Origin of the sequence: Tropicimonas marinistellae (assembly GCF_001509585.1) — a bacterium.
GTDB classification, from domain to species: Bacteria; Pseudomonadota; Alphaproteobacteria; order Rhodobacterales; family Rhodobacteraceae; genus Tropicimonas; species Tropicimonas marinistellae.
This window is the reverse complement of record NZ_LNCI01000014.1, coordinates 26177-38580: the sequence shown is the minus strand read 5'-3', so window position 1 is coordinate 38580 and position 12404 is coordinate 26177. Positions and strand designations below refer to the sequence as shown.

The 12404-nt window shown below is 63.0% G+C and carries 10 protein-coding genes; 9 read left to right on the top strand and 1 reads right to left on the bottom strand.

Annotation, left to right across the window (positions count from 1 at the left end):
- The first annotated feature begins 262 nt into the window (after positions 1-262).
- A complete protein-coding gene (gene pyrF / locus ARC39_RS22740) occupies positions 263-973 on the top strand; it encodes an orotidine-5'-phosphate decarboxylase (RefSeq protein WP_068118427.1) in 711 nt (236 codons plus the stop codon).
- Between the two features lie 173 nt (positions 974-1146).
- Here the strand turns inward: pyrF and pdxR are convergent, their stop codons facing one another.
- Positions 1147-2682: a MocR-like pyridoxine biosynthesis transcription factor PdxR gene (pdxR, locus tag ARC39_RS22735; protein WP_068118425.1), complete on the bottom strand. Its 1536-nt coding sequence runs from the start codon at positions 2680-2682 to the stop codon at positions 1147-1149.
- A gap of 188 nt (positions 2683-2870) precedes the next feature.
- Between pdxR and ARC39_RS22730 the strand changes: the two genes are divergently transcribed.
- From ARC39_RS22730 to ARC39_RS22695, 8 genes are all read left to right on the top strand, one after another.
- A complete protein-coding gene (locus tag ARC39_RS22730) occupies positions 2871-4430 on the top strand; it encodes an ABC transporter substrate-binding protein (protein ID WP_201455794.1) in 1560 nt (519 codons plus the stop codon).
- A 78-nt stretch (positions 4431-4508) separates the two neighbouring features.
- Positions 4509-5498, top strand: a complete 990-nt coding sequence (locus ARC39_RS22725) for a carbohydrate ABC transporter permease (protein ID WP_078059433.1) — start codon at positions 4509-4511, stop codon at positions 5496-5498.
- Complete coding sequence (locus tag ARC39_RS22720) at positions 5498-6358, top strand: carbohydrate ABC transporter permease (RefSeq protein WP_068118421.1); 861 nt, start codon at positions 5498-5500, stop codon at positions 6356-6358. Before ARC39_RS22725 ends, ARC39_RS22720 begins: the two co-directional genes overlap by 1 nt.
- Positions 6355-7455 carry an ABC transporter ATP-binding protein gene (locus tag ARC39_RS22715; protein WP_068118417.1) on the top strand — a complete coding sequence of 367 codons (1101 nt, stop codon included), beginning with the start codon at positions 6355-6357 and terminating at the stop codon, positions 7453-7455. Before ARC39_RS22720 ends, ARC39_RS22715 begins: the two co-directional genes overlap by 4 nt.
- Entirely contained in the window at positions 7452-8558 is a 1107-nt protein-coding gene (locus ARC39_RS22710) for an ABC transporter ATP-binding protein (RefSeq protein WP_068118414.1), read from the top strand. The genes ARC39_RS22715 and ARC39_RS22710 overlap by 4 nt, the downstream gene beginning before the upstream one ends.
- A gap of 17 nt (positions 8559-8575) precedes the next feature.
- Positions 8576-10615 carry a molybdopterin-containing oxidoreductase family protein gene (locus ARC39_RS22705; RefSeq protein WP_068118411.1) on the top strand — a complete coding sequence of 680 codons (2040 nt, stop codon included), beginning with the start codon at positions 8576-8578 and terminating at the stop codon, positions 10613-10615.
- Positions 10612-11652, top strand: a complete 1041-nt coding sequence (locus ARC39_RS22700) for an NAD(P)/FAD-dependent oxidoreductase (protein WP_068118407.1) — start codon at positions 10612-10614, stop codon at positions 11650-11652. The genes ARC39_RS22705 and ARC39_RS22700 overlap by 4 nt, the downstream gene beginning before the upstream one ends.
- A 10-nt stretch (positions 11653-11662) precedes the next feature.
- A complete protein-coding gene (locus tag ARC39_RS22695; RefSeq protein WP_068118404.1) occupies positions 11663-12394 on the top strand; it encodes a type 1 glutamine amidotransferase in 732 nt (243 codons plus the stop codon).
- The last annotated feature ends 10 nt before the right edge of the window (positions 12395-12404 follow it).

Here is a 12404-nt window from a genome sequence, read left to right as displayed (position 1 = left end):
TGGTCCGGGCATGCAGATTGGCCTGCCCGGGCCGCCAGCCTTGCCGAGTTACCCGGCCGCGCCCCGGATGTAACCGGCAGAAACCGTCCGCACGACCTTCATTGTGCGTCGATACCGTCCGCCGTCATGCAGGTTTCTGTACTGGCAAGCCTTGGCTTCGCTACTTAGACCGCCGGGTCAATGCCCGGCTCGACGGGATCGCAACTTGACCCCAGGGTGTCCGGCCGCCATGAGGATCCGGAGCCACCAGGAGACAGTTTCCATGCCAAATCTCACGACCGCAGATGACCGTCTGATCGTCGCCCTCGACGTGCCGAACGCGATAGCGGGGCTGGAGCTGGCGGGGCGACTCGGCGACGCGGTGTCGTTCTACAAGATCGGTCTGGGTATGCTCACCGGTGGCGGACTGGCTTTGGCAAATGAGCTGAAGGCTGAGCACGGCAAACGCATTTTCCTCGACATGAAGTTATTCGACATTGGTGCGACGGTCGAAGCGGCCGTGCGCGGACTTGCACAGTTCGACCTCGACTTCCTGACCGTCCATGGCGACCCCCATGTCGTCCGGGCAGCCCGGGAAGGAAAGGGAGGCAAGGATCTCAAGATCCTTGCCGTCACGATCCTGACCTCGCTCGACCGAGACGATCTCGACGCAAGCCTGATCAAGCCCGGCACGGTGCAGGAGATCGTGCTCGAACGCGCGGCAAAGGCGCTGGAGGCCGGTGCCGACGGGCTGATCGCCTCGCCGCAGGAAGCCCCGTTGATCCGTGCCCTTCCCGAGGCCGCGGGCCGCCTCATCGTGACGCCCGGTGTGCGCCCGGCCGGCGCCGCGCTCGGTGACCAGAAGCGCGTGGCGACCCCTGCACGCGCAATCGCGGATGGTGCCGATCATATTGTCGTCGGTCGTCCGATCTGGCAGGCCGCAGATCCACGGGCGGCCGCTGAACAGGTGCGCGCGGAACTCGCAGCACTCTGAACGACACGCGCGGTGCGCCAGGGGTATCCCTTCGACGCCAAGGGCACCCAGGATTCGCGGGGCCGGGTTCCGACGTTTCCCGTCTCTTCGGTGAATCGCGAAAACCGCGCGGTGGGCACGCGGCGTCCGGTCTGGCGTTGAATGCTCCGGATCAGAAAGACGCCGATCAGTGGTTACGGATTGCGTCGCCCCGTTGGTGGCGTAACTCGGTCGAGGTGTGATCCCGCGCGGGAGATGTGGTGGCCAAGTGCTGCCAGTCGGTTGGTTGCCTCCCAAATCGACTCGGGATTGAAGGCGGCGAACCCCAACAACAGGCCCTGCTGCGCCGGAGACCCGGTGAAATAGGGTGACAACGGCCGAGTCACGACGCGCTTGTCGAGCAACTGCAGCGCGATCTCGGCATCCGACACCGATGGGACGAGCGGTAGGACCAGATGCATACCGGCCGTAAGCTCTCGCTTCGGCACCCGATAATCCAGGGTCTCCGCCAATGCTTGCGCCAATGCCGTCTGCCGCTCTCGGTAGAGCACGCGCATGCGCCTCACATGCGCTGCATAGAGGCCGCGGTTCATCATTTCCGCGAGCACCATCTGCTCAAGCAGAGGGGCGTGTCCCTGCGAATTCACCCGCGCATTGGCAAAGTGCTCGCCAAGATCGGGCGGTACGATGAGGTATCCCAATCGAAGCGAGGGTACGAGCGTCTTTGAAAAGGTGCCGAGAAAGACGATCCGATCGTTCCCGCGCTCGGTGCTGAGCGCCCTGGGCGGTGGGCCGTCGTAATAGACCTCGGAATCGTAGTCGTCTTCCAGAATCCAGGCCCCTGTCTTTTCGGCGAAGTCAAGCAGGCGCTTGCGGCGGGCCTTCGATAGGACTGTGCCCAACGGGTATTGCCGGGCCGGCGAGACAGCAACGAGCTTGGGGGAAAGGCAGTTCGCAATTGCTGTCTCCACGTGGAGACCATCGCCATCGACAGGTACTGGTTGCAGGTTGCAGCCATTCGCAACCAGCGCCGCACGGGTGCCCACATAGCCAGGGTCTTCCATCCAGACGGGGTCTCCGCGATCCGTCAGCAGGCGGATCACCAGATCGAGCCCCTGAGTCGAACCGGTCGTGATGATAACCTGATCAGCGCTGCACGGGAGACCGCGGGTGACCGAGACGTGATGTGAAATTGCCTTCCTAAGCGGCAGATAGCCCATACTTGATGCAACCGCCAACGCATTGCCGGTCAGTCCGCCCGATACCTCGTTCAAAAGCCGAAGCCATGAGCGCATCGGGAACTCCCGCAAATCCGGCACGTCCGGCATGAAAGGCAGCGGCCGTTCCGGCACACCGATGGCACGCTTGACAACCAGCCGCCGCCCGCGACGCGAGAGGCCGCGGAACGGATAGCTAGCGGTCGTTTCCGAGTTCGTCTGAGCCGCGGTTCCTGGCGGCGTAGTGGCATCTGATACATAGGTGCCGTCACCCGTGCGGGATGTGATGTAACCATCTGAAATAAGTACATTAAATGTCTGAATGACGGTATTTCGAGAGACGCCCCAATCGCTGGCCAGCTTGCGCGTGGAGGCGAGGCGCGTGCCCATCTCCAGGGTTCCGTTTTCAACCGACGCGCGCAGGCTGTCGACGAGCTGAAGGTACAGCGGCCGATGGGAATCTCGGTCGAGCGTGACGGACGGGCTCAGCCCCTTCGCATTGGTTTTCGGCATCTATCCACGCGCCTCGTGAAACTCAAAATGGTTCCAAGCTTCGGTTCATAATGGTTCTTTCTCCTCCTCTCCCCCCACCGATCTATGGCGTCAAGACCGACCTGGCCGCGCATCGCCACCTCCCCCAAGCCGAAATTCGGGCGCGGCAGAAGCCAAAAACCGAAATGGGGCCAAGAAAGGGATCGATCATGAAGAACCAATCCAGACTCCAAGAGGCCTGTGTCATTTTTGACGAAGGCGGAATGACGCGGAGGGCGCTCCTCGGGCGGCTTCTGGCGCTCGGTGCCACCGCGAGCGTCGCGAACTACATCACCTCCTCGCCGCTGAGTGCGCAGGAGGCGCTGGCCGGAATCAAAGGGCCTGAGGACCGGGCCTGGGCGCTCGCCAAGGAGATGGCCGCCAAGGCCGAGAAAAAAACGCTGACTCTGCTGATCCCCACTGGATCGATCGGCAACATGACGCCCTATGCGGATCTGTGGAAGAACGAGTTGGGCATCACCCTCGAATTCATCGAGGAGCCCGACGAGGTGGTTCACACCAAGGGCATGCAGGAGGCCGTCGCCAAGACCGGTCGCTATGACGTGATGATGCCCACCGCGATGTCGTATCCCGACTGGATCGATAGTGGCGTGATCTTCGATCTCACCGACTGGGTCGAGGCATACAATCCCGAGCTCTTCAATCCCGATTACGGCGTTGTCTTCCCCGCGAGCCACCACGCCCAGCTCTATAACGGCCGCGTCGCAGGGTTGCTGAACGATGGCGATCAGATCACGTTGCTCTGCCGCTCGGACAAGATGGCCGAAAAGGCCGTCGCCTTTGCCGACAAGTTCGGTCGTGAGGTTTCCACGCCGAACACCTGGAAAGAATACCACGAGATGGCCGCGTTCTTCCACGATCCGGAGAACGGCTTCTACGGCAGCCTCGAATACCGCTCGCGCTACTACGTCAAGTGGATGTTCATGCAGCGGCTGATGTCCAAGGGCATGCTCTATTTCGACGGCGACATGAACCCGACCTTCAATGGCGACGAGGGCCTGGCCGCCATCGAGGACATGCTGGCGGTGAACCCCTATCTGCACCCAGATGCCTTCTCCTTCACCTGGTCATCGAACTACAACGCCTTCGGCCGGGGCGAGGGCTTCATGAACATCGTCTGGCCCTCGGGCTTCAAATATTCCAAGGCGCCGTCGACCGGACCCGCGACCACCGGCAATATCGCCGCGACCGTGATGCCCGCCGATGTCACCAAGTCGGGCGAGACGCTGTATGCGGGCCTCTTCTGCTGGGGCTATGGCTATGCGGTGTCGAAATACTCGGCCAATCCCGAGCTTGCCTATGCCTATGCGCAGTGGATGACCTCGCCCACCATCGGCGCCGATGCCATTCCCTATCTGGGCGGCTATTCGGACCCCTATCGCGTCAATCACATGAAATCGCCGACCCCGCGGCTGATCGAAACCTACTCGCCGGAGTATCTGGAGACGCTCTACGACAACATGGTCAACACCGTGCCGGACTTCTGCCTGCCGGGCGGGTTCGAGTATCAGGATGCGCTCGACAAGGAAATCCACGCCGCGATGACCGGGGACAAGTCACCGAAGCAGGCGCTCGACGATGCCGCCCGGGCCGTTGACAGGATCACTCGCCGCGTTGGCCGCGACAAGGTCAAGCAGTCCTGGTTGTCACTGGCACAGAACCTTGCGGATCCGATCAAGCAGGCCACTGGCGCCGACGGCTGGTCCTGACCCGACACGTTCCGACCGGTCGCGGCAGCGATGCGGCGGCCGGTTCCTCCCCAGCAGAGACACAGCCAAGTGAGAGCGATGTCCCAGGATTCCGTTTCAGTCCTTACGCCCGAGCGCGATCATGCCGTTGCCGCGGCACCTTTATCGCCGGCACGAGATTCAGTCCTTGGCCACGGCGAAGCCGGGCGGCGCCGAAAGCGCTTCGCGCGCAATCTCGCGATGCCGGGCCAACTTATTTCGCTCTTCGTCCTCGTCGTACCGCTTCTTGTGGCGCTGGCGATGAGCTTCACCACGTGGTCGCCCACCCGCGGTTCTCTCTTCGACGCCTCCTTCGAGGGTCTGTTCAACTACGAGGAACTGCTCGTCTACGACACCCGCTTCATCGAAGCCGTGTTCAGGACACTGGCGTTCACGGTGATCTGCCTCTCGCTGGAACTTGCAATCGGCCTTGGCCTCGCGGTGATCTTCCTGCGCGAGTTCAAGGGGAAGTCGGTTCTCTTCTCGACCCTGCTCACCCCGATGATGGTGATGCCCGTGGTCGTTGGTTACACGTTCTGGATGCTGTTCCAATCGAACGGCCCGATCAACCAGGTCCTGATGTTGCTCTTCGGGACAGCGCCGGAGTGGTTCAGGAGCGCCGGCTTCGCCTGGACGGCGGTCATTATCACCGAGGTCTGGCACTGGACCCCGCTCTTCTTCCTGATCATGCTGTCCGGTCTGAATTCGCTTCCCGAAAATCCGATCCGGGCCGCGGTGATCCTTGGCGCCAACCCGCGACAGATCTTCTGGCGCGTCGTTCTTCCCATGCTGAAACCGGTGATCATTGTCGCGCTCGTCATCCGCTCGATGGAAGTCGTCAAACTCTTTGACGAGGTCTTCATGCTGACCCGCGGCGGCCCCTCGACGTCGACGGAAACGATCAGTCTCTACATCTACAAGCTCGCGTTTCAGGACTTCCAGCTGGCCTATGGCGCCGCAGCGGCCTTCCTCGTCCTGATCGGTACGCTTCTCATGGTCCACATGCTGCTTGCGCCGGTGCGCGACCAGCTACTCGGAAAGTCGTCCTGATGCCAAAACGCCCGCTCACTCCGCTTTTGGCGCTCGTTCTCCTTGTCGCGCTGGCACTCACCCTCTTTCCGATCTTCTGGATCCTCATGACGGCGATCAAGCCGCCGACCGACTGGAACGCAGCTCCCGCGGTATGGGTTCCCTCCGAACCAACGCTGATCAATTTCCGGACCCTGTTCGACCCGGAAGCCATCGGGAAATACGGCGTCGGCGGCGTCAGCGAGAGTGCCACCGCCGCCGTCGGCGGTTCGATTTTCGCCTCGGTCACGGCGACGCTGATCTCGGTTTCGATCGGGTTCTTTGCCGCCATCGGGCTGGCTCGCTACGCCAGGATCAACCGCTTCACGCCGCTCGTGATCCTGTCGGGCCGCATGTTCCCCCCGGCCGCAATCGCCGTGCCCTTCGTGATCATCTTTTCCGCGACCCAGCTCATCGACACCTATCTCGGGTTGATCGCGATCTACGTGGCAATCACGCTGCCCTTTGCCACCTGGATGCTGAAGAGCTTCGTCGACGAGGTCCCGCGCGAAGTCGAGGAGGCGGCGATGATCGACGGGAAGAGCCGGCTGCAGGCCCATCTGACCGTCACCCTTCCGTTGATCAAGGGCGGGCTCTTCGCCACGACGCTGTTCATCTTCATCCTGAACTGGTCGGAGTTCCTTTTCGCCCTCGTGCTGTCCTACACCAACATCGAGACCATCCCGGTACGGCTTGCGAAATACGTAACCGCCACTGCCGGCACGCTCTACGGCGTGCAAGCTGCCCTTGCCGTGCTCGCCATGGCCCCCCTCATCGTCGTCGGCTTCCTGATCCAAAAGCACCTCGCCCGCGGCATGACCTTCGGAGCCGTGAAACGATGACCGCCCCAAAGCTCGAACTTGTTTCCCTGCGCAAGGAATATGACGGCGGTCAGGTCGTGGCGGTCGAGGATCTCGACCTTGTGGTCGAGGCCGGTGAAACGCTGGCTATCCTTGGCCCATCCGGTTGCGGGAAATCCACGACGCTCAACATGATCGTCGGCCTCGAAACCCCGACCCGTGGCGAGATCCTGATCGACGGGGTTTCGGCAACCGAACAACCGGCGGGCAAGCGCAATGTCGGCCTTGTGTTTCAGGACTACGCGGTCTTCACCCATCAAAGCGTACGCCGGAACCTGGCCTTCGGCCTGGAGGTGCGCGGGGTCGGTAGGGTCGAAACCCGCGAGCGCGTCGAGGAGGTGGCGGAACTGCTCGGTCTGACCGACATGCTCGATGCGCGCGCGGCGTCCTTGGGGGGCTCTCAACTCCAGCGAGTCGCCATCGGGCGCACGCTGGTAACGCGCCCGGCGTTGTTGCTGTTGGACGAGCCGCTCTCCAATCTGGAGACCGAGATGCGCGCCACGATGCGGCGCGAATTGCGCCGGCTGCAAGCAGAGTCGGGGCTGACCATCATCTATGTCACCCACGACCAGATCGAGGCGCTGTCGCTGGCGCGCCGTATCGCGGTGATGAGCCACGGCAAGCTGCGCCAATGCGACCGCTCGGAGGTCGTTTATGAAAAACCCTCGCACACCTTCGTTGCAGGCTTCATCGGCGAACCGCCGATGAATCTCCTGCCCGGCTCGCTGGATGTGACCGACGGGCGTTGCGAGTTCGTTTCCGATGCCTTTCGAGTGCCTGCGCAGGACGCTGAGGGCCGTGTGGCGAGTGGGGAAAAGCTGGTTCTGGGCATTCGCCCCGATGCAATCCGCCTTGCCGCGCCCGAAGTGAGCCAGGGAACGGCGCGGGTGGTAGGAGTGGAGCCGCGCGGCGCCGAGACGATCCTGACACTTGCGATTGGCGATCACTTCGTTTCGGCGATGGCCCGGTCCCACGGCTGTCCGCAGGACGGCGACACCGTCGGCATCGCATTCAACGAAAACAGGCTCACCTTCTTCGATGGAGAGACCAACAGAAACCTCACGGAGGCACTGGCATGAAGGGTCCGGTAATGCATGCGCGCGGGATCCGCCGGCGGTTCGGAAAGACCCAGGCACTCGACGGCGTCGACCTCACGCTTGAGGATGGTGCGTTCGTGGCTTTGCTCGGGCCAGCGGGCGCGGGCAAAACCACCTTCCTTCGGATCTGCGCCGGTCTCGAGGTTCCGGACGCGGGGCATATCGAGATCCGAAACCAGGAGGCGACGGCGCTGGAGCCCAGGGATCGCGATGTCGCGATGATCTTCGACAGCCTGGCGCTCTATCCCGACAAAACCGGCTTCGAGAACATCGCGGCGCCCCTTCGAATCCGGAATATGGACGCTGCTTCGATCGAGGACCTGGTTCACGACATTGCCCGGACTCTGCACGTTCCGCACATCCTCGGGCGGCCACCTAAAACGATGAGCGGCGGAGAACGCCAGCGCATTGCGCTCGGCCGCGCTCTGGTTCGAAACCCCGCATTCTTCCTTCTCGACGAGCCGCTCTCCAGTCTGGACGCGCAACTCCGCATCGAATTGCGCGCCGAACTTCGTCGCCTGCAACGGGAGCGTGGCGCGAGCTTTCTCTATGCGACGCCGGATTTCACCGAGGCAATGGCCGTCGCGGATAGACTCGTGATCCTCCTTGACGGGCGTGTCCGCCAGGTCGGTACGCCGCAGGAGGTCTATGACAATCCCGTCGATCGCGACGTCGCGCGGTTCGTCGGGGCGCCCGAGATAAACCTCTGTCCGGCGGAATATGATCCCGGCCAAGGTGGCCACATCCGCATTGCCGGCAAGACGATGCCGGCAATCGACAATCACAAGACGATTTTCAATGGCGCATGCGCGCGTTTCGATGCGGGATTGAGGCCGGAAAACGTTCGCGTTCTGTCGGCCGGCTCGGGTCCGGGCAATGCAATTGTGCTCGACAGCGAGCCACTTGGTCTGCGGGCAGCCCTGTCGGTCGATACCGGCGAGGGCGTCTTCCGCGCGACGATCCCCGAACATGACAGCGAGGCTTTCGCAGTGGGCCAACCGGTCAACGTCGAATTCGACATCGGCCAATGCCTCTGCTTCGACGCCGATACGGGTGTCCGGCTCGGCCGGCCCCAATCCAACTGACAATACGGAGGCAGGACATGGCCGAGGCCATCCGGGAGAGACTCAAAACGACATGTCCGCGGGATTGCTACGATGCCTGCGGAATGGTGGCGGTGCGCGACAACGGCGTTGTGCGGAAAATCCTCGGCGACCCCGAGCACCACGTTGCGCGCGGTGCGCTCTGCGGGAAATGCGCAATTGCCTATAATGGTGTCTGGCGCGACGCGGCTGCGCGTTTGACCCGGCCGATGCGCCGCAGTGGACCCAAGGGGAGCGGGAAATTCACACCGATCTCGTGGGACGAGGCGCTTGCCGAGATTGCAGGGAAACTTGCTCCGCACATTGGCGGGAGACCCGCCAGACAGGTGGTCCATGCCCATTACACCGGAACCGTTGGGCTGATCGCGGGCTGGTATCCGCTTCGGTTCTTTCAGGCTATCGGTGCAACCGAGGTCGACCCGGACACAGTGTGCAACAAGGCGGGGCACGTCGCGCTGGAGATGACTTTCGGCGACAGCCTCGAAGGGTTCGATCCGGAATCCGTGAAGGACGCGAAGACAATTCTCGTCTGGGGGGCCAATCCCAGCCACACGGCGCCGCATATGCACAAGAACTGGTTGAGGGAAACGGACGCCACGATTGTCGCCATCGACCCGGTGGCGCACGGAACCGCGCGGGAACGCGCGGCCCTCCATCTGCAGCCCCGTCCCGGAACGGACGCGGCGCTGGCTTTTGGGCTGATGCATGTTGCACTGAATAAGGGATTGCTGGACGAGGACTTCATCGCTGCCCATGTCCGCGGCTTCGAGGCGTTGCTGCCGGACATCGAGGCGGCCGATCCTGAGACCACGTCGGCGCGAACAGGCGTTCCCGCGGATCTGATCGTGAAGGTCGGAACCGCCTATGCCGAAGGGCCGTCGCTGCTCTGGATGGGGCAGGGCATGCAGCGCACCGCCCGCGGCGGCAATGCATTCCGGGCACTCTCAGCGTTGGTGGCGCTCACCGGAAACCTCGGCAAACCCGGCGCCGGCTTCTGTTACATGAACGGGCCGGGGAGCCGCGGAATTGACATGGATCTGTTGACACCGCCCGCGCTCGATATCGGGTGCAAGTCGGTGAGCCACATGGACTTGGCGGCGACTCTCGCCGACCCGTCGATGGCCCAGATCTTCTTTGCCTGGAACTGCAATCCGCTCGCGTCGTCGCCCGATCAGGCGCGTCTGCGCGGCGCGATGGCGCGAGAGGACCTTTTCACGGTCGTCTGCGATATCTTTCCCACCGATACCGCAGACTTCGCCGATATCATTCTGCCGGCGGCCTCGTTCCTCGAATTCGACGATATCGTCGCGCCGTATTTCCATCACACGCTTTCGGCCCAGGTCGCGGTCATGGAGGCGCCGGGTGAGGCCTTGCCCAACCAGGAAATCTTCCGCCGCCTTGCAAGCGCGGCAGGCTTGTCGGATCCGCAGCTGTTCGAACCGGACGTCACCCTGCTGGAGCGAATTCTCGCGATGACGCCCTTTGACGGCGATTTCGCCTCACTTGCCCAAGCAGGTACCGTCCAACTCTTTTCCGAACCGCGCCGGCAATTCGAGGACCTTGTCTTCCCGACACCATCGGGCAAGATTGAACTCTACTCGGAGGCGGCCATAGAAGCAGGGTTGCCGGCCGTGCCGGAGCCGCACGCGGACGTGCCGTCGGATCAGGGGATGCTACGCATCCTTTCCCCTGCTTCAGCCTGGCAGATGAACGCAAGCTACGCCAACGATCCGGGTGTCGTTGCCAAGATCGGCCCCAATTCGGTGTTGCTGCACCCGGATGAAGCCGCGCGGCGCGGGCTATCAGATGGCGACCCGGTCGTGCTGGCCAATTCGGCGGGAGAACTCGCGCTGCGGGTTTCGCTCAGCGATATCGCCCAGCCCGGTGTCGGGATTGTCTACAAAGGGCGGTGGCCGAGACAGGAGGCCAGTGGCGCGAACGTCAATGTCCTTCACGCCGGCCGGAAAAGCGACATCGCCGAGGCCACGGCCGTCCACAATATCGAGGTCTCGATCCGGCGGGTGGATGCTGCGGAATGAGTGCTGGGGAAGATATCGAAACCGATGTCGCCATCGTGGGCGCAGGTCCTGCCGGGCTGTTTTCCGTCTTTGCCTGCGGTCAACTCGGTATGCGGTCGGCGGTGATAGATGCGTTGCCCGACCCCGGCGGTCAGCTTGTTGCGCTCTACCCGGAGAAGCCCATCTACGACATTCCCGGCCGGCCACGGGTACGCGCGGACGAATTGATCGATGACTTGATCGCGCAGGGCGCACCCTATCGTCCGACGTTCCTGCTGGGAACATCCGCCACACGGGTATCAGAGGCCGATGGACGCTTCGGAGTCACGCTATGCGATGGCCGGACCGTCACGGCCCGCGCGGTGATCCTGGCCGCCGGTCTGGGGGCTTTCGGACCGAACCGTCCGCCGCTCGCGGGGATCGAGCCCTTTGAGGGCGCGTCTGTCCACTACCATGTGAGGCGCCGGGAGGATTTTTCCGGACGTCATGTCGTGATCGCCGGCGGTGGCGACAGTGCGGTCGACTGGGCGTTTTCGCTGGCCGATGTGGCGGCAAGCGTCGCGGTCGTGCACCGGCGCGCCCGATTCCGGGCCGCTCCCGCCGAGGTCGTCCGGATGACGACGGACCCGCGCATCGCGCTGCATCTCGGTTGGCAACTGGCGGGTATCGAAGGCACCGCGCCCGTTCTGGATCGCGTCGTTATCGCCGACATGGCGGGAAACCGTCAGGTATTGCCAGCCGATGCACTCATTCCGCTCTTCGGGCTGGCCAGCGATCTCAGTGCGTTACAGGGTTGGAACATCGAGTTCGAGGGCAAGTGCGTCCGCGTTGATCCGGCACATTTCGAAACCTCCCGCCCGGGAATTTTTGCCATCGGCGACCTCGCCGCCTACCCGGGCAAGCGCAAGCTCATCCTGACCGGTTTCGCCGAAGCCGCCAGCGCGGCGGAAGCCGCCTACGGCCGCGTCTTCCCGGGTCAGGCGCTTCATCATGAGCATTCGACGTCCCGCGGCGCCCCCGTCGGAGCAGACCCAATTCAGACAGCAGTAACGGATTAGAGGTAGGCCGATGCGATTTCTCGTCTTTCAACATGTCCCGGTAGAGCACCCTGGCTCCTTTCTTCCTCTTTGGCGCGAGGACGGTGTCCGGTTCGATCAGATCGAGCTGGACGCGGGCGACCCCATACCGGAACTGGACGCCTATGATGCGCTGGTGGTCATGGGCGGGCCGATGGATGTCTGGCAGGAAGACCTGCACCCCTGGCTCGTCGCTGAAAAGGATGCGGTAAGACGCTGGGTTCTGGACCTGAAGCGACCCTATCTGGGCATCTGCCTCGGCCACCAGATCCTTGCAGAGGCCATCGGTGGCAAGGTCGCGGCCGGGGCGGTTTCGGAGGTGGGCTTCGGGACGGTCGAGCTAACCGACGCGGGGATGGCGGACCCACTGCTTGGCCCCGCTGGCCCTCAGATGCAGTGTTTTCAATGGCACAGCGCCGAAGTTACCGAACTGCCGCCAAATTCGGAGATTCTGGCGCGCAATCAGGCATGTGCGGTGCAGGCATTCCGCTATGGGAGCAGTGCCTATGGACTGCAGTTCCATGTCGAGTTGACGGAGAGAACAGTGCCCGAGTGGCGCGCTCTTCCCGAATACGCCGCGTCGCTGGCCGAGATCTTTGGAGAAGGAGGCGGCGCCAGGCTCGAACAGGAGGTTCATGCCGAACTCCCCAGCTTCGAAGCCGCCGCCGGAAGGCTGAATGCGCGCTTCATGTCGATCGTCACCCGGCGGATCGAAACCGCCTGAGCCCAAGAGG